27 protein-coding genes are annotated in these 26,184 nt (G+C 37.8%); 15 read left to right on the top strand and 12 right to left on the bottom strand.

The window, feature by feature from the left end:
- The first annotated feature begins 250 nt into the window (after positions 1–250).
- Both A374_RS07535 and A374_RS07530 read left to right on the top strand, forming a co-directional pair.
- A complete protein-coding gene (locus A374_RS07535; protein WP_007201608.1) occupies positions 251–1,846 on the top strand; it encodes an APC family permease in 1,596 nt (531 codons plus the stop codon).
- Between the two features lie 172 nt (positions 1,847–2,018).
- Positions 2,019–2,642 (top strand): nitroreductase family protein, encoded by a 624-nt coding sequence (locus A374_RS07530; protein ID WP_007201607.1) that lies wholly within the window; start codon positions 2,019–2,021, stop codon positions 2,640–2,642.
- Between the two features lie 49 nt (positions 2,643–2,691).
- Here the strand turns inward: A374_RS07530 and A374_RS07525 are convergent, their stop codons facing one another.
- Complete coding sequence (locus A374_RS07525) at positions 2,692–3,540, bottom strand: M15 family metallopeptidase (protein WP_007201606.1); 849 nt, start codon at positions 3,538–3,540, stop codon at positions 2,692–2,694.
- Between the two features lie 229 nt (positions 3,541–3,769).
- Here A374_RS07525 and A374_RS20545 point away from each other — a divergent pair, with 229 nt between their 5' ends.
- The 3 genes from A374_RS20545 (at position 3,770) to A374_RS07515 (ending at position 5,195) form a co-directional block, all read left to right on the top strand.
- Positions 3,770–3,907 (top strand): hypothetical protein, encoded by a 138-nt coding sequence (locus tag A374_RS20545; RefSeq protein ID WP_156793170.1) that lies wholly within the window; start codon positions 3,770–3,772, stop codon positions 3,905–3,907.
- Between the two features lie 115 nt (positions 3,908–4,022).
- Positions 4,023–4,664: a pyridoxamine 5'-phosphate oxidase family protein gene (locus tag A374_RS07520; protein ID WP_007201605.1), complete on the top strand. Its 642-nt coding sequence runs from the start codon at positions 4,023–4,025 to the stop codon at positions 4,662–4,664.
- Positions 4,665–4,688: 24 nt separating this feature from the next.
- Positions 4,689–5,195, top strand: a complete 507-nt coding sequence (locus A374_RS07515) for a DinB family protein (RefSeq protein WP_007201604.1) — start codon at positions 4,689–4,691, stop codon at positions 5,193–5,195.
- Positions 5,196–5,205: 10 nt separating this feature from the next.
- Here A374_RS07515 and A374_RS07510 read toward each other — a convergent pair whose 3' ends face one another.
- The gene (locus A374_RS07510; RefSeq protein ID WP_007201603.1) at positions 5,206–7,182 is read right to left on the bottom strand and encodes a YhgE/Pip domain-containing protein; all 1,977 of its coding nucleotides are present in this window, start codon (positions 7,180–7,182) and stop codon (positions 5,206–5,208) included.
- A 136-nt stretch (positions 7,183–7,318) separates the two neighbouring features.
- On the opposite strand from A374_RS07510, the gene A374_RS07505 reads away from it, so the two are divergent.
- The gene (locus A374_RS07505; protein WP_007201602.1) at positions 7,319–7,522 is read left to right on the top strand and encodes a hypothetical protein; all 204 of its coding nucleotides are present in this window, start codon (positions 7,319–7,321) and stop codon (positions 7,520–7,522) included.
- 48 nt (positions 7,523–7,570) lie between these two features.
- Here A374_RS07505 and A374_RS07500 read toward each other — a convergent pair whose 3' ends face one another.
- Both A374_RS07500 and A374_RS07495 read right to left on the bottom strand, forming a co-directional pair.
- Positions 7,571–7,990 carry a universal stress protein gene (locus A374_RS07500; protein WP_007201601.1) on the bottom strand — a complete coding sequence of 140 codons (420 nt, stop codon included), beginning with the start codon at positions 7,988–7,990 and terminating at the stop codon, positions 7,571–7,573.
- A gap of 26 nt (positions 7,991–8,016) precedes the next feature.
- The gene (locus A374_RS07495; protein ID WP_007201600.1) at positions 8,017–9,207 is read right to left on the bottom strand and encodes an MFS transporter; all 1,191 of its coding nucleotides are present in this window, start codon (positions 9,205–9,207) and stop codon (positions 8,017–8,019) included.
- A 177-nt stretch (positions 9,208–9,384) separates the two neighbouring features.
- Between A374_RS07495 and A374_RS07490 the strand changes: the two genes are divergently transcribed.
- Positions 9,385–9,816, top strand: a complete 432-nt coding sequence (locus A374_RS07490; RefSeq protein ID WP_007201599.1) for a MerR family transcriptional regulator — start codon at positions 9,385–9,387, stop codon at positions 9,814–9,816.
- Between the two features lie 49 nt (positions 9,817–9,865).
- Here A374_RS07490 and A374_RS07485 read toward each other — a convergent pair whose 3' ends face one another.
- The gene (locus A374_RS07485; protein WP_007201598.1) at positions 9,866–11,509 is read right to left on the bottom strand and encodes a M4 family metallopeptidase; all 1,644 of its coding nucleotides are present in this window, start codon (positions 11,507–11,509) and stop codon (positions 9,866–9,868) included.
- Between the two features lie 421 nt (positions 11,510–11,930).
- Between A374_RS07485 and A374_RS07480 the strand changes: the two genes are divergently transcribed.
- The 5 genes from A374_RS07480 to yunB all read left to right on the top strand — a co-directional run bounded on the left by A374_RS07480 (position 11,931) and on the right by yunB (position 17,188).
- A complete protein-coding gene (locus A374_RS07480) occupies positions 11,931–13,394 on the top strand; it encodes a serine hydrolase domain-containing protein (RefSeq protein ID WP_007201597.1) in 1,464 nt (487 codons plus the stop codon).
- Positions 13,395–13,460: 66 nt separating this feature from the next.
- Positions 13,461–13,934 carry a hypothetical protein gene (locus A374_RS07475; RefSeq protein ID WP_007201596.1) on the top strand — a complete coding sequence of 158 codons (474 nt, stop codon included), beginning with the start codon at positions 13,461–13,463 and terminating at the stop codon, positions 13,932–13,934.
- 141 nt (positions 13,935–14,075) lie between these two features.
- Entirely contained in the window at positions 14,076–15,428 is a 1,353-nt protein-coding gene (locus A374_RS07470) for an amino acid permease (RefSeq protein ID WP_007201595.1), read from the top strand.
- Between the two features lie 4 nt (positions 15,429–15,432).
- Entirely contained in the window at positions 15,433–16,392 is a 960-nt protein-coding gene (locus tag A374_RS07465) for a cation diffusion facilitator family transporter (RefSeq protein WP_007201594.1), read from the top strand.
- 88 nt (positions 16,393–16,480) lie between these two features.
- Positions 16,481–17,188 carry a sporulation protein YunB gene (gene yunB / locus A374_RS07460; protein WP_007201593.1) on the top strand — a complete coding sequence of 236 codons (708 nt, stop codon included), beginning with the start codon at positions 16,481–16,483 and terminating at the stop codon, positions 17,186–17,188.
- 46 nt (positions 17,189–17,234) lie between these two features.
- On the opposite strand, the gene A374_RS07455 is transcribed toward yunB, so the two are convergent.
- From A374_RS07455 to A374_RS07430, 7 genes are all read right to left on the bottom strand, one after another.
- Positions 17,235–18,902: a M4 family metallopeptidase gene (locus A374_RS07455; RefSeq protein ID WP_007201592.1), complete on the bottom strand. Its 1,668-nt coding sequence runs from the start codon at positions 18,900–18,902 to the stop codon at positions 17,235–17,237.
- 460 nt (positions 18,903–19,362) lie between these two features.
- Complete coding sequence (locus A374_RS19495; protein ID WP_007201591.1) at positions 19,363–20,010, bottom strand: winged helix-turn-helix domain-containing protein; 648 nt, start codon at positions 20,008–20,010, stop codon at positions 19,363–19,365.
- A 73-nt stretch (positions 20,011–20,083) separates the two neighbouring features.
- Positions 20,084–21,346 (bottom strand): MFS transporter, encoded by a 1,263-nt coding sequence (locus A374_RS07445; protein WP_007201590.1) that lies wholly within the window; start codon positions 21,344–21,346, stop codon positions 20,084–20,086.
- 169 nt (positions 21,347–21,515) lie between these two features.
- The gene (locus A374_RS07440; protein WP_007201589.1) at positions 21,516–21,791 is read right to left on the bottom strand and encodes a hypothetical protein; all 276 of its coding nucleotides are present in this window, start codon (positions 21,789–21,791) and stop codon (positions 21,516–21,518) included.
- 104 nt (positions 21,792–21,895) lie between these two features.
- Positions 21,896–22,795: a VanW family protein gene (locus A374_RS07435; RefSeq protein WP_007201588.1), complete on the bottom strand. Its 900-nt coding sequence runs from the start codon at positions 22,793–22,795 to the stop codon at positions 21,896–21,898.
- A gap of 129 nt (positions 22,796–22,924) precedes the next feature.
- Positions 22,925–23,095: a hypothetical protein gene (locus A374_RS20540; RefSeq protein ID WP_156793169.1), complete on the bottom strand. Its 171-nt coding sequence runs from the start codon at positions 23,093–23,095 to the stop codon at positions 22,925–22,927.
- A 118-nt stretch (positions 23,096–23,213) separates the two neighbouring features.
- A complete protein-coding gene (locus A374_RS07430) occupies positions 23,214–24,593 on the bottom strand; it encodes a DUF2254 domain-containing protein (RefSeq protein WP_007201587.1) in 1,380 nt (459 codons plus the stop codon).
- A 153-nt stretch (positions 24,594–24,746) separates the two neighbouring features.
- Here A374_RS07430 and A374_RS07425 point away from each other — a divergent pair, with 153 nt between their 5' ends.
- From A374_RS07425 to A374_RS19485, 3 genes are all read left to right on the top strand, one after another.
- Positions 24,747–25,544, top strand: a complete 798-nt coding sequence (locus A374_RS07425) for a hypothetical protein (protein WP_007201586.1) — start codon at positions 24,747–24,749, stop codon at positions 25,542–25,544.
- Positions 25,545–25,658: 114 nt separating this feature from the next.
- Complete coding sequence (locus A374_RS19490; protein WP_007201585.1) at positions 25,659–25,958, top strand: YitT family protein; 300 nt, start codon at positions 25,659–25,661, stop codon at positions 25,956–25,958.
- A 25-nt stretch (positions 25,959–25,983) separates the two neighbouring features.
- The coding region (locus tag A374_RS19485; protein ID WP_007201584.1) for a YitT family protein at positions 25,984–26,184 on the top strand (201 nt) is incomplete at its 3' end.

Below are 26,184 nucleotides of genomic sequence, written 5' to 3'. Positions count from 1 at the left end.
TTGTATGCGTTTACTTGTAAGAAGTACGCATGCCCTTTCCCTTGAACATACGATTTATTCATGTTACAACTATAAACAATGAGCGACGGTATGTTTTCCGTATGCTCTTTTTTTTATAAAAATAAGTTGAAGCATTAAAAAGGTTTTATATCTATAGTAATCGGGTATAGCCAATGTATATTTGTTTCAACTTATCGAAAAATAGTAAGGGAGGCCGGAAAAAGAATAGTAATTACTCAAGGAGGAAGTCATGTCAGACAAAGGACCATTTAAAAAATCGATATCTTTAACAGATCTTATCTTAATTGGACTAGGAGCCATCTTCGGATCAGCTTGGCTGTTTTCTGTAAGTAATGTTGCGTCTAAAGCAGGACCGTTAGGAAGCATTTCCTGGTTTATTGGTGGGGTCATAATCTTATTGATCGGGCTAGTATACGCAGAGCTTGGAGCTGCTTTACCAAGAACAGGTGGAATCTTAAGATATCCAGTATATTCTCACGGCCCTTTGGTCGGTTATTTAATCTCATTTATTACGATTGTGGCGTACACAAGCTTAATTTCAATTGAGGTAACGGCAGTGCGTCAATATGTCGCGTACTGGATACCGGGACTGACGAAAGCAGGCTCGGATTCACCAACAATTGCAGGTTGGCTTTTACAGTTTGCCTTACTTAGTTTATTCTTCTTATTAAATTATTGGAGTGTAAAAACATTTGCTAAATCAAATTTCATCATTTCGTTCTTTAAGTACATTGTACCGATCACGATTATAATTGTTTTAGCCTTTCATTTTAAATCCACAAATTTTACCGTACAAGGATTTGCTCCATTTGGTTTTAATGGTGTACAAGCAGCCATTTCAACAGGTGGTGTTATGTTTGCTTATTTAGGATTACACCCAATTGTCTCTGTAGCTGGAGAAGTGAAAAATCCCCAGCGTAATATTCCAATTGCGTTAATTGTTTGTATTGTGCTTGCCGCCATAATTTACACGTTATTACAAGTGTTATTTATCGGAAGCATCCCAACAGATATGATTACTGCTGGAGGATGGGAGAGCATTCAAGAAAAATTCCCTCTTCCATTTAAAGACATTTCTGTTGCGCTTGGCCTGGGTTGGTTAGCAACGCTTGTTGTACTAGATGCAATTATTTCCCCGGGAGGTAACGGAAATATCTTTATGAATACAACATCCCGATTGGTTTATGCATGGAGTCGAACAGGAACCTTATTTAATGTGTTCTCAAAGGTTAATAAGAAAACAGGGATTCCACGTCCATCGCTTTGGTTGTCGTTTGGCCTTTCAATCTTTTGGACGCTGCCATTCCCATCTTGGAATGCACTTGTTAATGTTTGTTCTGTTGCTTTAATCTTATCCTATGCGATTGCCCCTATTTCGTCGGCTGCTTTTAGAGTGAATGCAAAAGACCTTAAAAAGCCATTTACCTTAAAAGGTATGAGTATTATTGCTCCATTATCCTTTATCTTTGCTTCATTTATCGTCTATTGGTCAGGTTGGAAAACGATATCGTGGTTAATTGGATCACAACTGTTAATGTTCGTTATTTATTTACTCTTTTCGAAGTACGTACCGAAAAAAGACGTCTCACTTAAGCAACAAATTAAATCTTCTCTTTGGCTTGTTGTGTACTATATTATCATGTTGATTATTTCGTTTGCAGGCTCTTTTAGTGGCGGAAGAGAATACATCTCTAACCCATTAGATTTAGTCATCATAGCGATCGTTTCATTGCTCATTTATTTTTGGGCAAAATATTCAGGTTTGCCAAAAGCAATTATTGATAGCGATCATGATGCGCCAGTTGAAGCGGACACGGGAAAATAATCTGTCTACTAGTAAGGTCCACATGTGAGTAATCATGTGGACCTTTTTCCATCCGCTATAAAAAGGGTGGATAGTGCAAAATAATTGACAAGACAAAGAAGTAAACAGTATGCTACGAGTGTTTTTATGTGTTTTTTTGCACTAGGATCGATAACAGGAGGGAAAACAGAAAATGAAATCAAATACATTTGATACCGTAATGAATGAACGTCACTCAGTTAGAAAGTATGATGCTTCTTTCTCATTGGCAGCAGAAGAAATTACAGCCTTATTAGAGGATGCAGCTAAAGCACCTTCTTCTTGGAACTTACAGCATTGGAAGTTTCTTGTGTTTCATGATCAACAAGTAAAAGAACAATTATTACCGATTGCATATAATCAAGAGCAAGTCGTAGAAGCGTCGGCAGTTATTGCTATATTAGGCGATTTAGAAGCAGATACAAATGCAGATCGTGTTTATCAAGAAGCTGTTGATAATGGATTTATGACGGACGAGGTAAAAACAACGCTAGTAGCACAAATTAAGAGTGCTTATGCGAGTCGTCCGGAGATGGCTAGAGATGAAGCGATTCGTAATGGTTCTCTTGCGGCTATGCAACTCATGTTAGCAGCTAAAGCGAAGGGTCTAGATACGTGTGCTATGGGAGGCTTTAATGCGGAGACACTCGTTTCTACATTTAACATTCCTTCTCGTTACTTGCCAGTTATGTTAATTTCAGTTGGAAAAGCTGCAAAGCCGGCACATGGCACAGCTCGTTTTCCAATTCAAGAAGCGATTGTTTGGAATCAATTTTAATGAAAAAAACGGCCTGTCGAGTAAAGACAGGTCGTTTTTTTGTCCATATTTATTTGGCAACGGGAACAGCGTTTAAGTACTCTTCTAACGTTCCATTACTTTCGGCAATTTTTACGGCAATGTCTTTACCAACAAAACGAATATGCCACGGTTCATATTTATAGCCCGTTACGTTATCTTTACCTTTTGGATAACGAATAATAAAGCCATATTCGCTAGCATGTTTAGCTAACCATTTTGCTTGTTTTGTTTCATCAAAACAGTCTTGAGCTGGACATTTTCCATCACGACTCGTAACATCAATGGACAAGCCGGTTTCATGCTCACTTGTTCCTGGTAAGGCACTGTACGTACGTGCTTTTTGATAGCCGTCTTTTTTTACATAATTATTAAATACAGCTGTTTGGATCGCATGTGAACGATAAGCTGATACGCCGCTTAAAGGCACACCATTTTTTTCTGCAGCTGCGAAAAGCTTTTCTAATGCTTGCGCTGCTGGTTTACGCATTTTTCGTTTTTCAATCTTTTCAGCAAAAATAAACGGCACGTTTGGATAAATCAGATCTTTTGGTGTGTAGTTTTCTGGAAGCTTCGATTGTTTGTTAACAAGCACAGGAATACTTTCAGGATTACTGACGACTACTGGACTTCCTTTTGGTTTCTTATTGTTTTGTGGAGGTTCACTTGGATCATTTTTTTTATGCGGAGTAGCTGATTCAGGATCTTGCATGACCCCCCCTTTAGAGCCCCCAGACGGTTGTTTTTCTTCTTTTGTTTTTCCATCTTGTTTGTGCTCAGAAGATGTTTCTTTTTTTGCTGGTTCTTTGTCTCCAGAGCAGCCTGCCATTAACATCATACTTAAAGCAAAAGCGACGCTAGATCCGATTTTCATTTTCATTACAATTCTTCCTTTCTTTTCTCGTTCGTTGTGCGCAAAGTTGTCATCTTGTCAAAAGGAACCTCGTTATTTTAGGATACATCGTTAGTGTAAGACAAAGTAACGAAAATGTACAATGAACCATTAGAAAAATGTAAACATATAGTATGATAGTATAAATTTTAGGAATAATTGTTTACCTTTTTGTGCGAGCGGGTAAAGAGTAGAAACAATAAAGGAGGGATGGACCATGAAATGGAGTCCAAATTCAAAGCAACTATCTCAGTCTATTCCAAAACGACAAGTTGCTATAGCGGAAGGAACAACTAAAAAACCTGATGAAAGTAGAAAACCGGAGTACGAGCTAACATTCCTGAACCCAAATTAATATAGTAGGAGCTATGAAAATGATTATTTGAGAAAGCCTGAATCCGGAAGACGCGAAGGATTCAGGCTATTCATATGATATAATGGGTTTTATTTACTGAAGAGGTGTATGGTGTATGGAATGGCCAGTAAAGGAAATTATTTCGGGAACCCATGGCTTGGCGCAATTGCGAGATGAAATTGGTTCACCGAGTGTTCGTGCTAGGAGGAAGGTGATTTCTGTAATAGATGAACATTGTTGTCAATTTATAGCCAAATCTCCTTTTCTCATTTTATCAACAGCCAATCAATCTGGTCACTGTGATGCCTCTCCACGGGGAGATGCTCCTGGATTTGTATCAGTTATTGATGAACAACATCTTTTTATTCCAGAGCGACCGGGGAATATGCGCTTAGACTCTTTAGAAAATATTTTGGATAATCCGAATGTAGGCTTATTATTTATGATTCCGGGACTCGGAGAGACGCTTAGAGTTAATGGAAGAGCTGCCATTACACGAGATGCAAAATGGTTAGAACACAGTATGGTGAATGGTCGCGTTCCCTCTTTTGGAATCGTTGTAAAAGTGGAAGAATGCTATGTCCATTGTGCGAAGGCGCTCATTCGTAGTAATTTATGGGATCAGGAGGAGTGGTTAATGCAAGACTCTTTGCCCCATATACCTTCGATGATGGCTGATCATGTTCGGTTAGAAGAGATGACGAAAGAACGAATTGAACGTGATCTACAAGAAGGGTATCAAACAAGATTATATTAACTTCTACATAAAGGAGAATGGTATATGACCTACATGGAAAATACACGTCAACGCTTATTTGAAGTAATTGAGGGGCTATCTCAGCAGCAATTGAATCAACAAGAACATAAAGATACATGGTCCATTATGCAAACGATGCATCATCTGTATTTAATGGAACAGTCTATTGCTATTATTGTTGCTAATCGATTAAAAAGTAAGCAAAAAACAAGCGCAGATCAGAAGCCTATTGAAAAAGCCGTCGATCGTTCATATAAAGTAGAGGCACCGAGCTTTTTAGTACCTACTAAACGTCATCTTACGTTGGCTGCTATAAAAGAAAAATTAGCGAGTTCTAGAGAATATATGCTCAGTGTAATAGCCAATGCACCACAAGAAGAATTGTTACAGAGAAGCTATCCTCATCCTGCTTTTGGATTATTATCTCTGCAACAATGGATTGATTTCCTTCCCTATCATGAGGAACGTCATATTCGACAAATTGAAGAAATAAAACAAAACTTGTTCACGACACTCGCTACTGAACACTAAAATTTTAAATTTACAAAAAAATACGTGCTCTTTTTTTGTTTCGAGGTTTTTTCTGAAATATGTTTTTAAATAGTAAAGGAAGTAAGAGGAAGATTAACGGGAACAGAAGTAGGTGTACAATATCTGAGACAACTACTTCTGTGATAATCCCACCTGATGCTTCGCGCAATAAGCTAACGCCATAGGTAAATGGCATAAATGGATTTAGATGCTTAAAAAATGATGAGGTAACAGCTACAGGAAAGGTTCCACCTGAGCTTGAAAATTGTAAAACGAGCAAGATGACTGCTAAACCTTTTCCGATGTTTCCTAAAAAAGATGAAAATGTATAGATAATAATCATAAAAACGATGCTTAACATGATGGAAAATAGTACGAAGGCTAAAGGCTGCCTAATGTATGCATGAATAATCCAGAGATCACCTAAGGAAACGACCAGTCCTTGAAAGAAACCGATCGTTAAAAACGTTAACAATCGTCCGTAATAAAATGGAAGCCCCCCAGGAGAATCCTCAATTTCGCCTCTTCCAACTTTTAAAGAAGAAATAAGTAACATGCCTCCTACCCATAGCGCTAACAACGTGTAAAAGGGTGTCATTGCTGATCCATAATTAGGAACTGGAAATAATTTTTTTTCTTTTAATATAAGAGGCGAAGCTAGAAAGTCACTTTCAAGCTTGGCATCGTTACGCAGTGCCGTAATGACTTGAGAAACACTTGAGTTTTTTTCGAAATCTCGAATTTTTTTAGCTGTAGACGTAACGGCCGCTTCAAGCCCTGGTAGATCGTTTTTTACCGCGAGTGCTGCTTTATGAAGAAGCAGACCAGCTTTAGGAAGCTCATCATGAACAAAACGTTCCGCTTTTGAAAGTTTTTCTTGAGCGCTCGGCCAATCATTTTGAGCAAAAAGCGCTGCTTTTTGGACAGAATCCTCAAGGTGAGGCCACTGATTTTCGTTAAAAGTCACAAGATCATTTAGGGGTTGTAAATGGTCTGTAATGGACTGTGATTGATTTTGAAGCGACGTTTGTAGTTCTTCTAATGAGGTTTGAATTTCTTGTAATTGATCTCGGTCTTTGTCTTTCGCTTGCTGTTTTGCCTCTTCAATATTGGCAATCATCTTTTTTAATATATCGTTTAATTGAGAGTCAGTCTCATTTTTGACGGTTGTAAAACGTTTATTAAGATCAGAGGCAGAATCAATGCCTTCTTTTAGAACAGGAAGCTGTTCATTTACTTTTACTAAGTACGGAATTGCTTCATCTAATTTAGGAGTAAGCGCTTTAAGTTTCGAGACATTTTGGACCTTTTTTTGTATGTCGTTAAAATTTTGGTCAATTATCGTAATTTTCGTTCCAATTTTTTTAATTTCAGGTAACGACTGTTCCAGCTTAAACAACTTATCTTCAAACTGACGGATAAGAGGAAGCTTTCTCTGTAGCATGAGGCCAGCTTCGTTAAATTTTGAAAAGATGACTTGACCGACTCCTTTCGTAAAACTATTACTGACTTGGTTAACGACTGTGGAAACCCCTGATTTTGTGATTTTTGGAGTCACAGCATTGATTTTTTCATTCACTGTGAACGTTACAGTTGGCTTTTCTGGATGATTTGAAGCAATGCTACTAATTTTTTTTGAGAAATTTCGAGGAATAAGAAGCGTAGCATAATATGTCCCATTGCGAATGCCTTTTTTCGCTTGTTCTCTATTGACAAATGTCCAACCTAACTTATGATTTTTCTTTAGTTTGTTGACAGTTTGTTTCCCAATGTTAAGGTGTTTATTTTTAATAGTAGCTCCCACATCTTCATTAACGATGGCTACTTTTATTCCAGATGTATTTTCATACGGATCCCACATAGCTCGAATGTTGACCCATGCATATACGGAAGGAAGTAAGGTTAGACCAATTAGTAAAAGAATCATTATAGGCAGTGAGGCGATTTCTCGCCAATCATCTCGATAGATTTTTAGTGTTTTTTTCATACATATAACGTCCTCTCACTTCGTCATAGCGTTAGTTTTTCTTTTCCTCGGGAGTTTATGTACAGAGATTCGCATTGACGAAGGCGTGATCCTATGATTCACTGAAATCAGTGATTTTTTAAAGGAAGGAGCAGTGATGGTGACAGAACAAATGGTACTTGATCTTTTAGATGAACTTCGAAACAATAAGATTGAAGAATATGTAGTAAAAAAAGCAGATTTTTTTCTATTTCGAGACATTTTAATGAAACAAGAGGATAAAAAATCGTTTCGAGGTGTTATTGTGCCTGGCGGTGGAGGCGATATTTTGTATTCGTATCAACCGGGTTGGACGGCCTAAATAAAAAAACACGCGCATAAACCATTTGGTTTATACGCGTGCTTTTTTTTATTTAACAATGATGACTGGACAATGAGCAGTATGAGCAACTTCATGACTAACACTTCCTAAGAGCGCTTCTTTTATCATGCTCTTACCGGTACTCCCCATTAAGATGACATCTGCACGATGTTCATCTGCATACGTAGTAATGACAGCCGCTGGATCTCCATCGAGAGAGTGACTCTCGTATGAAATGCCGGAATGCGCAAGTTGGCGAAGAGCAGGCATGAGTAATGCTTCATTCTCTTCCTCTACAAGTGAATCAAGGTCTATATTCAACAGTGGTTCACCAAGTGGTAAGTTAGGGTTGACATGTAAAATGGTAACAAGTTTAGCGTGTACGGTTTGAGCTAACTGGATGGCATGTTGCAAAGCACGAGCTGCTGGAACCGAACCATCAAAAGCAACAATCATTTTTTCATACATACGATTCATCATCCTTTCACTAACAATTAGTGAGAAATTTGATCGACGTGAGCGAGTTTTTTGCGTCCAAAAGCAACAACTAACATCGCAATGAGAACGAAAAAAGCACCCATAATAAAAGGAATTTGAGGTGAAACAGATTCAGCTAACGTATTAGCTAACCAAGGTCCAATGGCTCCACCGATAAAGCGAACAAAACTATAGGCCGCAGAAGCTGTTGAACGTTGTACAGGAGCTACTTGCATAACAGCAGTAGTTATGAGAGTGTTGTTCGTTCCAAGAAATAATCCTGCTACAATAACAGCAACAATGACAACGGTACTTGAGTGTGTCCAAATTCCCATTGCAAGTAAAGACAAAGCAAATAAAATCAACATAGCACACATGGATTTAATCGTTCCAAAACGAGCTTGTACTTTTGGAGCGACGAATACAGAGGTAAATGCTAAACAAAGACCCCAACCTAAGAAAACATATCCTAAGCCATGTTCATCTAAATTCATTACAAAGGGAGAATAAGCCATTAGTGTAAAGAAGCCAATATTATACAAAAAGGCCGTGATGCCGAGAATAAGAAGGCCTGGATATTTTAAAGCTTTAATCGGATCAAGCACAGAGCTTTTTACCTTTGGTTTTGCTACTTGTGGCATTTTTAATAACAAGGCCAAAAATGCAATAATCATGAGAACACTAACCCCAAAGAAAGGACCGCGCCAAGAAATGGAGCCGAGTTCTCCTCCTAATAATGGTCCGACAGAAATACCAAGGCCAATTGCAGCTTCATAAAGAATAATAGCTTTCGCTGTACCGCCAACAGATAACCCAACAATGGCGGATAAGGCAGTAGCAATGAATAGTGAGTTACCAAGTCCCCATCCACCACGAAAAGCTACAATTTGAGAAATAGCGTTGGACGATCCGGCTAGCGCGGAAAAGATAATAATGAAAATAATACCCGTTAACAACGTCCATTTAACACCTATTCGACTAGAAACTACACCGGTAATAAGCATAGCGATTCCTGTAATTAAATTATAGCTGGAAAATAACAATGATACCTGACTAGGTGTCGCATGAAGTTGTTTAGCAATCGCAGGTAAAATTGGATCGACAAGACCAAGGCCCATAAAGGAAATAATCGTTGCAAAGAAAATAACCCAAATAACGAGTGGTTGTTTATTAGACGATGGTTGTAGATCTAATGGTTGTTCACTCATAACAAAAACTCCTTTTCTAAATAGTATTCGTTAACATGAAATAACGATGCAAAAATGCTATGTATCGAAGTATAGTACAACTTAACCTTTACGTCAACGTTAAGAAACTTTCTATTTTTAATAAGTTATGATACGTTGGATAAGAAGTGGATCAAAAAGTGAAAGGAGGAGGGTAGTTTGACAGGCTTAAAAATTGATGATGTCGCAAAGCAGAGTGGACTGACGAAAAGAACGATTCGCTATTATGAACAAATTGGCCTTTTAGCCTCCCCGCCTAGAAGTGAAGGTGGCATTCGTCTCTATTCACAAGCGCATGTTGAAATGTTAAATAAAATTGTTAGCGCAAAAGAAGTTATGGGATTTTCATTAACTGAGCTACAGGAATTTATTCAACTGAGTGAAACATTAGAAGAGCAACGTAGCGATTACCGTCAATTTAAAGGGACGGATCAGCAGAGAGAGAAATTAGAAAAAGTAACAGAAACAATTGAAGAACAACTAAAGCTTATTGCTCAAAAAAAGAAAAGCATTGTAAGAGTAGAACAAGACCTAACAGCACTATATGAACGAGCAAAAAATGCGCTGCATACCTTTAAAGAAAATAAATAATCCCCTGCAGCGCATACATGCGAGTCAGGGGACACTATTGCCGTACGTATTAGTTTACACCAACACTTGTCCATGCTGATTTAACAGCATTATATTCGGTTCCGCCATTACCGTATAGGTCAGCAGTAGCACTAAGCAATGCTGCACGAGCACCGCTGAAATTCGTAGAAGCAGTCATATACGTACTAAGAGCTCGATAATAAATTTGTTCAGCTTTTGCTTTTCCGACAGCAGTTATTGTTAAATAAGCTGCCTTATTTGGAATACCGCTATTGGTATGAACGCCGCCATCATCTGCGGTTGTATTTAGATATTTACTCATATTGTCGGGCTGTCCAGCAAGTGTAGGGTTTTGTATATTGCGTAGCCCGTCGCCTGCTTTACCAGGTGTATATACGTCTTCCCCAATCCACCAATCACTAGGATCAAGGAAATAACCAAAAATATCCGACATGGATTCATTTAATGCACCCGATTGGTTTTTATACGTTAAGTTCGCTGTATATTCTGTAACAGCATGCGTTAATTCATGAGCGACTACATCAAGTGCACCAGAGAGGTATGTAAATTCTTTACCGTCGCCATCTCCATACACCATTTGTTGTCCGTTCCATACTGCATTGTTCCACTTTGTGCCAACATGAACGGTCGAAATGAGTGAAGCACCTTTGTTATCATAGCTGTTACGCCCAAATGTATTTTTATAATAATCGTACACTTTACCTGCGTAAGCATGAGCATCAACGGCAGCAGCTTGAGTAGTTGAATCAAAAATGTTGTTAGTATCGGTTACATAGTTCCCAGGCAGGGTTTGCGTATTGTTGGCAGTGTACGTTTCAATATCATTATCGCCGCCCATTGGCTTTGTCGCATCTAATAAGTAATAAGAGCCTTGGTATAAATACGTATTTAGAGATTTTGTATCGCCAAGAACACCTTTTCCAGAGCCAGTAGTAGGCCCGTCCTCATTTATAGCATTATGACTGCTAATAATGTTTCCGTTCTTTGCATCAACATAAATTTGCCAGTTAGCGGGACTTGGATCAATAAATTGTAGCTCCACTTTATAGGCTACTTTATACGTTGCACCATCCTTCACCATAACTACATGTGCCTTTTCACCTAAGCTTTTTGGCGTGGCACCTTTAAATGCTAGAGGTTTAGCCACTTTACTTGGTTTTAATGAAAGATGTTTCCATGCCTTTTGGATTGCGCTTGCTTCTGTAAGCGTTTTTTTAGTATTTGCTGTTGTAGGTAAATTCGTTAATACATCACCATTAATGGCCGTTATTTTCCCAGTTTTGTCCGTATGAACAATGAGGCGAGCGTTGTCTACAGCTACTCCGCTGATTGACTGATTGAATTCATAATGAGTCATCCCTAATTGATCTTTGGTTGCTTTTACAAACGTTAAATTTTTCTCAGGATTAAATGTAAAGAGATGCTTATTTTCTTTTAAGAAGGTAACAATAGCTTTTTTTGTTACATACGTTTTTTTAGATATTTTTCCAGAAATAAAGGCAGGTGCTTTTTCAGATCCTTGGGTAACGAGTAATTGCGGAGACTCGCTTTGATTTTGTTCTACAACCATTAATTTCTGAGCTTTTGTACCTGGTTCGTAGGATGCGGATGCTTGATACGCTGAGCCAAATAATATACCTGCCGAAAGTACTGTAACTAATCCTTTTTTCATAATTACCCTCCTGATATTCTACTGGGGGGCGCCCTTGTTTTTATCATAGCACAGGATAAAAGGACCGTTATTGGGAAAATAAAAGTAATTTATTATAGTTTTCAAACTATTCTGCCCATTTATTTTCCCAAGTGTCAAACTAGTAAAAAAGAAGTATAATTTAATCATTTTCACTTTTACACATTAACGGATGCATCGGTCAGTCAGTTTAAAGAATAAAGGGATAAAATGGGTGTAAAAGCGCTTGCTGTGGTACCTTATTTTCATAGGAAAACTATGTATAAAAAAACATAATTGTGCAAAGATGGTTATAGAGCATTTACACTATAAAAAATGCCATTGACTGAAGGAAGGAGCTAATCCTCGTGCCACAAAAATTCACGCTAACAAAGGATTTGCTATACCATTGGGTGACCGCCGGATGTTAAAGAAAAAACTAGTTTCCAGTGTTGTAATCCTTATTCTCCTCTTGATCATCTGTATGCCAGCGACAGCAGGAAAACCAGCTCCAAATAAAATACAGCAGATTGATCATTATGCGGAAGCGTTTTTTAAGGAACAGCGAATCCCTGGTGCATCGATTGCGCTTGTACATAACGGTAAAATGTATTATTCAAAAGCGTGGGGTGTTACTGGTGCTCATGAAAAGCCCATTACATTACAAACGCCTTTTATTATCGGCTCTATTAGTAAATCGTTAACAGGACTTGCGATTGCAAAGTTAATTCAGGATAAAAAAATTCAATTGAACGCCCCCGTCAAACATTATCTTTCTTGGTTTAGAGTAAAAGACCAAGAGGCAAGTGAACACATGACGATTAAGCAATTGCTCGATCATACGAGTGGCTTAAGCTATGAATCGGGACTAGTCATTGCTGATAAGGGTGAGCGCGATATTGGAGCCATTAAAAGAGATGTTAAAACCTTAGCGAACGTTACGCTTATTGCTAAACCAGGTGTTAAATATCAATATAGCAATACAAATTTTCTAATTTTAGGTGCGGTTATTCAGGCGGTTACGCATACATCCTTTAGCCGATATATGAGTGAGGAAGTATTTCGTCCCTTAGGCATGACACATGCAGCAGCTGAGCAAAAGACTGCGGAAAAAAAGGGATATTTACCGGGGTATCAATCGTGGTTTGGCTATCCGAAAAAGACGGTCATTGCCTATGATAATGGTGGAACTCCTTACGAATATATTGCTGCAAGTGCCTTAGACCTTGTTCAATATATGAATTTTTTACAAGGAATGAATGCGGTAGGGTATTTAACACCTGAAAATTTAAAAAAATATACATCGCCTTTGTATAAAATTGATCCAGATGAATACTATGGTTTTGGATTGCGTGTCTCTTATCCAGGTGCTAAGGAGGAAGTGGTTTGGCATTCAGGAACAACACCGGATGCTCATGCTGAGTTTTTTGTGTATCCTCACACTGGCTGGAGTGGCGTTATATTAACGAACAAAAATCATGCAGAAGAAGAAAGTACCTTACCTTTTTTAAAGAGAGGCTTAATTCGTCTTATGAACGGACAAGAACCAGTGAGTATACCTACTAAACCAGCTCCTGCCATTCAACTTATTATGGTTGCTCTTTGTGTTATGTTACTTGTAGTGACCGTGTATCTGATCTTGAAGATAAGAGCGCGCTTAATCCGAAAAAAATGGACATGTCGTATAACGGGTATTAGTTTAGGAGTCCTTTCTATAATTGTGATTCCCCTTTATATTCGCAACTCGGAAGCGCCGTGGCATTCTATAAAAGCCTTTGCGCCAGATCTTGCTTTTTTGATACAACTCCTTGTAACTTGTTTAGCAATAACAGCACTTGTTTTATTGCTTGCATCCTTTACCGTAAAGAAAAATATGATTTTTAAATAATAATTGGACACATGCGTTAGTGTGGTATACTGACAAAAGGAAAGAGTATAAGAGAAGAGGCGAATTATGCTAACATTTGAAGAAAAGAAACAAGTAATACAGCAACATTTTCCGGAATTAGAAGCGAAAGAAATATCTTTAGGCCGGATCAATTATCACTTTGAAGAAAGTAAACGCGACAAAAAAATCGTCGTGCAAAACCTTCATCCAAATGGAAATGGCTTTGTCTATGCGGGTCATTTACCAAAAAAAGAACGTAATGAAAAAGGACTTATTAATATTCGTGACTATACAGAAGAAGCATTAATAGATCTCATTGAAGCATCCATGAATTTTTTACAAGGAGATGACACGTTTGAAGAGCCGTCTCAACAAGAAACCATCGTGGAATATTGGGTTGCAGAAGATGACGAGCGCTTGCTACTCATTCATGAAGACGAACTATGGAACATTTATGCCGGAGAGAACTTAGAAGCAGCTTTTGAATCCTATAAAGAAGCAACCGAGTATTTAGACGAAGAAGGATTTAAGAAAGAATAAAGTTAAAGTACCCTGTCACATTAGGAGACACGGTACTTTTTTTCGTTCTACCACATATTGATCCATGCTACTTACATACATAATCACTATGTTTTTTGAGACACTAATTCTAGAAACTCATAAAACAAGGGGGTGTAGGAGATGACGAAAGCAAAGGGATGTACGTCTTCTAATCCCGGTCAACAAAAAGGTCATTTAGCTTGGTGGCAGTTATCTTTAATGGGGATAGGCTGTACAATCGGAACCGGTTATTTTTTAGGCTCATCTATTGGAATAATGATTACGGGTCCGTCGATTATTTTATCTTTTTTATTAGCAGCTGTTGGAACGTATGGGGTTTATCATGTTTTAGCAGAAATGACTGTCCATGATCCTCAAAAAGGTTCATTTTGTGCGTATGCACATAAAGCGTTTGGACGCTGGGCTGGTTTTTCGTGTGGATGGAATTATTGGATTTCTAATGTTCTTGTGATGGGAAGCCAATTGACGGCGTTATCTATTCTTACGCGCTTTTGGTTTGCTAACGTACCTTTATGGGTTTTTGCAGCAGGGTATGCTAGTTTGGCGCTTCTTGTCGTCATCGCGGGCTCGAAAGGTTTCGACCGTATCGAAAATATATTTGCGGTTATAAAAGTAGCGGCAATTGTTATGTTTATTGTTATTGCAACGTTAGCGCTGTCTGGAATGTTTAATGGAGAGGTTACTCATCCCGGCTTACCAACAACGTGGCATGGTTTTTTCCCAGATGGAGCACGGGGCTTTTGGTCTTCGCTGATCTATGCTTTTTATGCCTTTGGTGGTGTTGAAGTTATTGGCATTATGGCATTACAGTTGAAAAAACGAGAAGACGGTCCGAAGGCAGGCAAGGTTATGTTGAGTGTTTTGGCAGGTATTTATGGCATATCAATGTTACTAGTCGCCGTTATGGTATTTCATCACGAATTTAACGATAAAAAAAGTCCATTTGTTATAGCATTAAGTGATTATCATTTACCATTCTTCCCACATATCTTTAATATAGCCATCATAATTGCTGGTTTTTCTACGATGGCCGCCTCTTTATTTGGTGTTACAAACTTACTTTGTACGATGGGAGAAGAACGCGACGCACCTGCTCTTTTTGCAAAAAAAGTAAAGAAGCTGAGAAATTTACCTATAGCATCACTAGGCTTGGGGACGGCAGGGTTAGTCGTATCAGTACTAGCCGCACTCATTATGCCTGGGAAGATTTATGAGTATATTACAACAGCTGCAGGGATTCTCCTGCTATATAATTGGTTATTTATCCTGTTTTCTTCACGAAAACTGTTAAAGAAACAGCGTAAGCATCGTTGGATTTTATGGCTGTCAGCTACGTTAGTGGTCGGTAGCATCACGGGAACGTTAGCAGAACCAGAATCTCGACCAGGCTTTTATATTAGCATTTTGTTAGCACTTTTAATTGGAGTGGCAGCTTTTATGATGCATCGTGTTTGGAAAAAGAATACGAGGTGATGACATGAAAGAGCTTTTAATTTTATTAAGAAAAGGCAGCAAATCAGCACGCATAGCAGCTATTGTAAATACGATTATTGCTCTTATAAAAGGTACAGCCTTTTTTGTAACAGGAAATGTAGCGATGTTTGCAGAAACGATGCACAGCCTCGGGGATGCTGCTAATCAATTTTTCGTTTATATTGGCTCGGCATTAAGCAAAAAATCCCCGACAAAACGATTTCCAAATGGTTTTGGACGCCTCGTTCATTTAGTATTATTAGGAGCCGTTTTAATTGTAGGGATTATGGCTTTTGAAACAATAAAAGAAGGATGGTCACACGTTCTGCACCCAACACCTTCTAAAGGTGTGCTGATTAATCTCGCCGTTCTTTTTGTCGGTGTGTTACTGGAATCTTTCGTATTATATAAAGCGATGAAAGAAGTGCTTCATGATGCCAATGTACCAACAAATGGTATAGGTGTCATTGTAAAAAGTTTTGGTGCACTTTCACGAGCGAAACCAGCAACAAAACTTGTATTTATGGAAGATTTAGTAGCTACTGGTGGTGGTATTCTAGCTATTATAGCAATTGTTGTTAGTAAAGCAACGTCCTTTCATCAAGCGGAGGGACTTGCTTCTATTATAATTGGTCTGATGATGCTTTATGTTGTGGGAAAGGTTTTTTTAGAAAATGCAGCGGGCGCATTAGGAGAAGCAGATTCCATCATGGAGGAACGAATAAGTCAGCTGCTTATGAAGGATCCTGATGTGAAAGATATTGTATCAGTAACAGTTATTAAAGAAGGCGAGGCATTACACGCAGAGCTTGAAGTGGAAATTGATCCAACGTTAACGGTAGCGGAAGCAGATGATATAAAGGATCGTCTTTCTGAGAGAATTACGAAGGAACATGGTGTACTGGATATTACGATACAATTTGATGAAGATGACGGTGTGGCAAATTGGAAAAATCCTTCATAGCGATTAAGAAGCTTCTGCTTAAAGAGGCTTTTTTTGCATGTATAAATAAGGAGGCTTGGGCGTAGCTATAAGGGAGGGGGGATAATGGTTGCGCGGTCGAATGAAATTGCGAAAAGGTCCACTTCCTTTAAAGAAAGTTCTTCTCTATTCTTTTATCATTCTTATTGTGCTTACTCTTTTTTCATTTTGGATTGTCGATGAAAAAATCCAACCAATATTAAAAAACATTGCCTCATCTGAAGTTAGAAATATTGCCGATGTTGCAATTAACGATGCAATTGCTGCCAATATGAGCAAAATTGATAATGACAAAGTAATGATTGTACAGCAACCTAAAGGTGGAAAACCTGTTTATATGCCAAATGATAAAATGTTTAGTGAAGTTCTTGTAAGCATTACACGAAGCATACATCATGAAATTCGGAAAGATCAGCATTCATCAACCATTGCAAATGGCAAAGTGTTAGATTCTGTCGTTTATGATTTACCGATGGGGGCCATTTTTAGTAATGCTTTATTGACGGATGCTGGACCGAAGCTTCCTGTTGAAATGAGCGTCATCGGCAATGTCGATACAGAGCTTGAAACGAAAACGATTAATGTCGGGATCAATAATCCATCTGTTGAGATTTATGTAGTGATTTCGGTGCATTTGCAAGTAGTTGTTCCTTTTTCTTCTGAAAAAGTAACGGTAAAGAATAAAGTAAAACTCGGTCAGTTTATTATTCCTCAAGACGTACCTGACTATTATGGTGGTGGGTCTTTTCAACCGAGTATTTCAGCACCAAAAAAATAATAAAAGAGCGGGAATTCCCGCTCTTTCCTATAATAAGAAAAATAAATTAGTTCACACCAACATTTGACCATGCTGTCTTCACAGCATTATATTCTGTACCATCTTTACCAAATAAATCAGCAGTAGCACTTAAAAGTGCAGCACGTGCGCCACTAAAGTTTGTTGAAGACGTCATGTAAGTTGTTAAAGCACGATAGTATACTTTTTCAGCTTTTGCTTGACCCATTGCAGAAATGGTTAAGTAAGCAGCTTTATTAGGAATACCGCTGTTTGTATGAACGCCACCGTCATCTTCAGAAGTATTTACATAATTTTTCATATGTGAAGGTTGACCACCATCCGCTCCGAGCTCAGGCTTTTGCAAGTTGCGAAGCCCATCTCCAGATTTACCTGGTGTGTATACATCTTCTCCCACCCACCAATCACTTGGATCAAGGAAGTAACCAAATACATCAGACATTGACTCATTTAATGCGCCAGATTGACCTTCGTATTTTAAGTTAGCGGAGTACTCTGTTACAGCATGCGTTAGTTCATGAGCTACTACATCTAATGCCCCAGCAAGGCTTCCAAACTCCCTGCCATCGCCATCTCCGTAAAGCATTTGCTGACCGTTCCAAACCGCATTATTCCAATCACTACCTACATGTACGGAAGAAATTAATGATGAGCCTTTTCCGTCAAAACTGTTGCGACCGAATGTTTTCTTGTAATAATCATATACCTTTCCTGCGTAAAAGTGAGCATCAACAGCTGCTGCTTGTTCAGAAGATGTCCATTTATTATCAGAATCTTTCATTAATGTTCCAGGAAGTTGATCACTTGTGTAATCAACGTTAGCTGCATCGTATGTTTCGATTCGATGATTGCCACCCATACCCTTTGTTCCATCTGATAAATAATAGCTACCTTTAGAAGACGTTGTGTTCAGTGATTTCGTATCGCCAAGGACACCTTTTCCTGAGCCGGTTTCAGCTCCATCATCCATAATATCATTACGGCTTTTGATGATATGACCATCGGTAGCATCTACATATACTTGCCAATTTGCTGGAGTAGGTGCAATATATTGCAACGCAACACGATAAGCTAATTTATAATCATTGCCATCTTTCACCATGACAAGCTTTGCTTTTTCACCAAGGCTATTTGGGCTTGCCCCTTTAACGGCTAATGGTTTTACTTCTTTTTTTGGTGCTTCTCCAACATGTTTCCAAGCTTTTTGAATGGCTGTTTCTTTGCTTAGCTTTTTTGCAGCCTTCCCATCAGTAGGGAGATTACTTTGCACGTCATGGTTAATTGCAGTAATTTTACCATGCTGATCTGTATGCACGAACAGTCGTGCATCATCAACTGGAACTCCATTAATTGAAAGATTAAATACGTAATGTTTCATGCCAAGAGAATCTTTTGTTTCGCTAACAAACGTTACGTTTTTCTTGGCATCAAAGGAAAATAACTTATTATTATTTTTCAAAAACGTTAAGATATCTTCTTTTGAAAGATATGTATCTTTTGAAATATTTCCTGAAATAAATGAGGGAGCAGACTGGTAACCTTCTTTCGTTACTTGTAGGTTGGCTGCATTCTTGTTATGATTTTCGATTACTACTAGTTTTTGTGCGTTTGTTCCTGGTTCGTATGCAGCAGCTGCTTGATAAGCTGAGCCAAATAATACTGTTGCTGAGACGATTGCTACTAATCCTTTTTTCATCTTAACCCTCCGAATTTTTATAGGGGGCGCCCTTGTACATTACTATATCACAGTGTAAAAGAAGTTTTATTGGGAAAATCAAAGTATTTAATTACAGTATTCAAACTATTCTGCACTTATTTTTTCCCAAGTGCAAACATGGGAGAAAAGTTGTATAATCATAGGTTAAAATTTTCTGTTAATTTATTTTTTTACAGTTGATTATTGTGTAATTTAAGTATTTTTATGGTTATTAACTTGAGAAATGATCAGGGTAAATATAGATTGCTGTTTTGGAAACGCCTCTCAACATAATCCTTATTTTTTAAGAGAACAGGAAGGTTTAATGAAAATGAGGATATAGTTACACAGTAATAAAAACGGCTACTAAATCGAATGGGAGTTGCACAGGCTTCTAGAGGAGAAAGTACGTCGGCTAGGACATTAGAGGGAATATGACACGAAAAACCCCCCCATTATTTTAAAGAGGTGGTTTTTTCGTATTTTCGTTTTTCACGTGTTCAACATCTTCTAATCGATAGCTAAGTAAAACATATTGGTACGTACCTTGTTCTTTTCCTTCCTCTTCAGTAAAGGTACGGGAAGGAAGGGGGATCGTGTTTTCATCCTTCTTTGCTATCATTTGTATTATTTTAGGGATCGAATCAGCCCATTCTTGTGCGGTTAATCGATCGCTCACGGAACTAATATCAAATTGATAGAGGTGAGACGTATGATGTATATTTTGTTCTTTCGCTTTGCGAATCTCCTCTAATGATTTCTCTAATAACGTGAGCGCAGGCTGAATTAATTGATAGGTAAGTGATAGCGTTACTTCTGGCTGTTCGGCTTGAATTTGTGGGCTACCACGATATAGCGTATCCTTCATATTTACCGTTTGATAATATTTTTCAGTAAGATTACCAAGTTGCTTAGTTTCTGTCACTTCGAGAAGGTCAGCTTCTTCTAGTTTTTTTACATGATAATACAATCTAGACGGTTGTTCATTTAGCTCGATTGCAAGTTGTTTCACTGTAATCGGTTCGTCAAGAGCAGCATGTAAAATTTGTAATCGTCTAGGGTCGCTGAAGATTTTCATAAGTTCAATAGAATTTGGTTTTACTTGCACGAGTATCCCACCTCAACCGTTGTTTGTAAAAAGGATACCATACATCCAATAAAAGAGGGAAATGTTGCAACAATTAATTCATCGTACGAATGGATTGGCTACTAATACAAATACACAGTATAAAAATAAACAAGGCGGCACCGCTATAAAGTAAAATCGTATGAATTGAAAAGCTGGATAGTAAAACGGACATTAAAGCAAAAGATAACGGTACAAACCCCATAGAACCAGTAGCTAGTATGCTTTGTACACGACTCATCATTATAGGATCGGTTTGTTCTTGAACGAGCGCAGGGCCTAGGCTGTTAACGATTCCTAAGAATATTCCCGCCACACTAAGTAGTATGAGGCACTGCCATAGCATATGAACTTGGCTTAAAAGTAAGACGCATAGTGCTAAGCAACCGATGCTGCTCATTTGAACGAGAGGTCGTTTGCGTCGTAATTGCGTAATGGAAATAAGTGTAGCCCCACCAAGAAGACCGACTGCAAACGCAGTTTCCATATAGCTGAGCGACAGGACGTCACCGTGTAGTGTTTGTTTAGCGATAAATGGGATGCCGATGGATAGTGGCCCAACAATAAGTAAATTTATAATGATGGAGGCAAACATCATAATCAGTAGAAACGGAATACTTTTTACATAAGTAAGCCCTTGTTTGAAGTCCATTAAAAATGATGAATCTTGGCGTTCCTTTCGTGGTTCGTGAGAAGCGCTTTTTGTTTGCACGCTACAATATATAATAAGGGCACTGAAGATGAGCATGATTGAGGTTGTCAGGAAAATGATACCATAGGAGAAAAATGTTAAAATAATGCCTGCTAGAATTGGACCGGTTAGTGAGGTGATATTATAAATCATCATGCTAAGAGAGTTAGCACGGACAAGTTGTTCTTTAGAAACAAGTTCCGTCATTAATGTTTGACTAATAGGCCAATAAAAAGCATCCAAAGCACCAAAGAGAACGGTAAAGATACAAAGAACCGAAAAGTTTAAATAGTTGTAATAAAATACAGGCAGGATTCCAAGTAAAAGAAGGCTACGTGCAAAAAGTGTGACGGTTAAAATGCGTTGCCTAGAATAACGATCCCCTAGTACACCAGCGAATGTCATTAGTAGAAGTCTTGGCAGTGTGGCAAAAACAAGAATGGTTCCTAATCTTTTAGGTTGTTGTAGTGTGTTAAGAACATACCAGGTTTCGCTAATTATATAAAGCGAAAAGGCGAGATTAGCAAATAAACCAGCTGTTAGCAAGAAGATGAAGGCACGGTTTTTAAAAAGGGGACGAGATGGTAACACTTTTTTTGATAAAGAAGGTAATGAGACAGAGGACATGGCAATTTCTCCTTTTAAATATAATTTATCGTTAAAATTTATTTTAACGATAAATTATATTTTTGTAAACGGTTTTATGGAAAATACATGAAATGATAGTTCTTAGGAACTCGATCAGCTCACTTCACAAAAAAAAAGAAGCCGGATCATCCCGACTTCTTCACTCGTATTAAGAAAATAAATTTGAATGTAGTACTTCATTGATGGCAGCAGCCATATTAAAGAGAAAAAAGAGCCACCAAATGGATCGCCCTCGCGTCTTTAATTGTTTCCAACCTTCTCTATTGTTTCGTTCTTTATAATAAATGAGGGCAGCAAGAGCAGTAACATTAAAAAAAATCATGCTCCAGCGAGCAGCCATTAAATATGCTGGACTTACGAGACCACCGGCAAGAAGTAAACCATTAATTAAATACAGCGTATAGAAAAACGGTAGACTTTTCATATCATCACTTCTTTCCAAAGATGATTTGCTACCAGTATTCTATCACCGTTCGTTCCTTTGTGGAATGGGTTTGTGCAATGGTTAACAAAGTTGACACAAACTCATTATTTTTTACGCCGTGGAACCTTTTTTACTGCTTCAGAAGTAGTAATCCACACTGCCATACTGCTGCCGTATGCTTTTGCTCGAATCAGAATCGGTTGTCCATAATGATTATAAAAACGGAAATCTGGACCGTACCAACTTACAGTTGCATCACGTCCTTTAGGAACGTACGGTACTCTCCGACTATGAGAAAATCGTTGAACAATGGTTAAGCCGGCTGCATCTGCTGCATTAAAAAGAGTAGATGAAACTTGACAAATCCCACCACCTACACCTTCTGATAGCTCACCTTTTATAATAACGGGTGCTTTTTCATAACCACGCTTACTCGTGCGTTTTCCAACAACCGAATTGAAGGAAAATGTTTCGCCAGGAAAAACAACATGGTTATCAATTGCTTTGGCTGCTAAGGAAATATTATGGATTCGTGAAGCATTCGAATGATTAAAGTATGTCATGTAGCGACCGAGTTGATTACTGCGAATCGTACTCAATAATTCACTGTCAACTTTAGGGTATGTTAACCTCGTTGGTACAATCACCTTTGAAGCATTGCGATCAAAGAAAGCACGGTAGAAATACTCTTTAAAAAGAGGGGCATTCAGCGTAGATCCATAGGCACCTGGCACAATACGGCCATACGCATCAATGCGTGCATTTTTAGGAGCAATATACAACTGATCACGCAGTTGTTTTAGGAAAGCATTATACTTTTCTGAGGAAACAATCGGCGTTCCTGGAAGAGGAAGTGAGAATTTTTGCCTTTCTACAATGGCAATCGTCTGGCCATTTTGAACAAGGGTAATGCTATCTTTCGTTTGAACGGGTTGAACTGGATGTTTCGGTTGCGTAACAGATGAAGTAGCAAGTAATAAGCTTAAAACAGTTGATATAAACATATGGTAACCTCCCAACAAGTAGTATTGGGAAAGGCTTTTTTGAATATGTATGAAGCTTTTTTGAAATTTTAACATGTTATTCCTTGAAACCAATAAAAAACAGCTTGGGCAAAAAAGCTCAAGCTGTTTTTAATTTACTTCTACTTTTATGATGTCAAGCTGAAAAGGTACACATTCCTCTAATTTAGCTTTAAGACGTTCGGCCTCTTCTTTTGTCATAAGACGAGTTGCTTCTGGCACGGTTTCTGGATTAAAGGTAAAGCGCCCACTTGCTTCTACCACCTTATATTTAATGGTCATTCACTCTTCCTCCTTTCTCTCTATTTATACCCGAATGCTACCTATTTTTAACACGATTTGTATTCTTATTACAGTTCTGCAGAAGAAAATAAAATCCTTTTTTTAGAAAAATGGGAAGCTATAGTTCATTGCCGTTAATGATTTTTGTGAAATCATCAGTATGATTGGTTGCTACAGCAATTTCATAAAGCATTTCATTAAATTTATGCCGATCCAGAGAAAACAAAAAGAGCTTTTGATAACCCGTTACTGTATAGACGGAAAAATTCCATATAGCTTCTAAATCTCTAGGTGATGCTGTTTTTGCAATTAATTTTAAAATCTTTAAAATTTCTAACCCGACAATGATATTTTCACCAGCATAGTGGCGAATATAACCTAAGCTGTTATACAAATAATCACTAAAATTTTTCTTTGGAGTAATCATTCGAAGTTGCTCATTTTCATCAACAAGATAGGGATTGAACGTTGCTACAGAAGAAAGATAAGCCAAGAGATCCGCAAGATGATTTAAAGCATTTTGGGTTGTTTTTGGATCGTAATTTCCGAGCGAGCGAATCGCAACCTCTACTAATTTGTTAATGCTGAATCCAATATCTTGTACTTCTTTTTGGGCGTTACCAATGCTGAATAATGCCGTGTATTTCTCTTTATTAACATAGCCACTACCATTTTTCCAATACGTAATAATGGGCGTATTTTGTATCACATATTCTCCTACATCTTGATGAAGTAATAGGATGAGTTGATCTTGTTGTGCTTCGCTAATCATATTTTTGAAGTCAATTAATTGAATATAACCAGATGAAGGTGCTGTAATCGTTGTTCCGTCTGCCCCTGATAGTTGTGCTGCCTGTGCTTCAATCTGTTCACAATCGTCGATACAATAAGCTTGAATTTCATTTTGTAGAGGACCATCTACAATGGTAAGTGACTCGTTTTTCATATCATCTGTCATTTTATTTACTTGGAGCCAACCGACCGCATGGTGAATGAAAAATACAAATGTTGCCATGGATAAGGTGGCTAATAGTACGGCTGTTAAAGGAACAGCTAAAAATTTTTTTGTATATTGCGTATTTAAACTAAAAAAAGAAAAAAGCATGTAAAGAAAGCTTCCTGAAAAAATACCTAAAATTCTTTGTGTTGCTTGGTTGGAAATGAAGTTTTTAAGTATTCGTGGTGAGAATTGACTTGAAAAAGTGGTGAATACAACAAGAACTAAGTTAAAAGTGAAGGTCGTTAATGTTAATAGTCCTGCCGTTAATGTACTGACAAGAGAATGAGTGAGAGAGAAGCTAATGTAAAAAAACGACCGTTCCCCTATAGTGAAATAATCATCGAGTGTAAAAGAAAGGGTTAATAAAAATAAAGAATATAAGATAAATCGTAAAGAAGTAAACCAAAGATTTGTATGTAATTGATGAAATCGTTCTCGTTTGGACATTTGCCGATAACGATTTACATGAGTATGAAATTGGCGAAATGGTGATGGCATCTATAGAAACACTCCTTATAGTAATGGGTCTTCTATGTATTCCTTAATTTAAAATTTTCACACGTCAAATTATCTTTATTCTTATAATCATTGGACATGAGAACACTTTTTCGTTATTTTAATGAAAGAAAGCAGTAGAAAGGGTGCATATTTATGAAGAAAAGTGAACAAATAGCTAACCGAGAAAGTTGGCTTAAAGTCATTGTGATTGCAGCAGTAGTATTACTATTGTTATATAAAATTGCTGTTTCGTCATTTGTTTTTCGCTTTTCAGACTTTATTTCGTTATTTGCTTCGTTATTTGCTGTCGCGGTCTCACTCATGTATTACCGTAAGTATAAGGAACTACTAGTGTTGATGACAGAAGTGAAAGATCAACTAGCACAAAGTGAGCAAGAACCGTCAAAACGTTCTGTCGTATCCTCTAACGAAGAACAAACCCAAAAGAATGACCTTTTCGAAGGAATTGATCCTACTGTGACTTTTACACCGAGTGCAAAAGAAATGGAAACGATTCGCTTACAAGAAGAGGAACTTCGTCAAATTGAAATGGATAAAACACAAATTTTTCAACAATTGTACACGAGAGATGACCTCAATGAAGAAGAGAAAAAATTTTTTGAGCAACAAATCGAAGAAAAGGAGAAACGAGCATCTAAACTAAAACAAGATATGATTCAGTTTGGTGCCAAAATTTCTCAAGCTATTACTAAAACGCCGCAATTATTTCAAAAGCGTGATGCGAAATTAGAAGGAATTGTTCGAGCAATGACGCCTGAAGTGGTGGAGACAGCTTCACTTCAAGAAATAAATGAAAGATTAGATCAAATGCGAAACAATATTCCGCTAGAAACCCTTCAAGCGCTTTATCGAGAAGGCTATTTAGATGAGGAATATCATTTAACAAGAGCAGGCTATCGAGAAGTCATTCATGTGAGCAAGCTTTTATAAGGGAGAAAGACAGGAAGATCTATGTTTAACTAGGTCTTCTTTTTTTGTATGTTTAATGGATAGCAGGAAAATAATAGGGGGTAATGGAGGTAGTCTACCAAGATGAGGTGAAATATGAAACAACATATGTATATAAAAATCACAAAAGAGTTGGGGTTCATACTTGTAGGAAGTATTTGTGTAGCCATTGGCTCTAATACGTTGTTATTGCCTTCTCATCTTTTAGCAGGGGGGCTGATGGGGATTTGTATGATAATTTATCAGCTTACGGGTCTCTCTGTTGGTGTTCAATATTTTCTTTTTAACATACCGTTGCTCGTATTAGCTTATATTCATCTTGGACGGAAGTTTGTTCTGTATACTGTTATAGCGGTGATTTGTGATTCTTTTTTTCTTACATGTTATTCCTATTAACAGTATGTGGACGGAAAATATTCTCTTGAATGCAATCTTTGGTGGCGTTATTTCCTTTGCGGGTGGAGCAATTATGCTTCGAGCTGGTGGTTCAAATGGTGGACTAGATGTGTTAGGAAGAATAATTGCCAAGTATAAGAATGTATCAATTGCTCGATTTGGCCTCATTATGAATATGATTATTATATCTATTTCTGCGCTTCTCTTCACTGTACAAGCCGCTATG

Origin of the sequence: Fictibacillus macauensis ZFHKF-1 (assembly GCF_000269865.1) — a bacterium.
GTDB classification, from domain to species: Bacteria; Bacillota; Bacilli; order Bacillales; family Fictibacillaceae; genus Fictibacillus_C; species Fictibacillus_C macauensis.
Note: the sequence above shows the minus strand (reverse complement) of the source record. Positions and strands in the feature narration are given on the sequence as shown.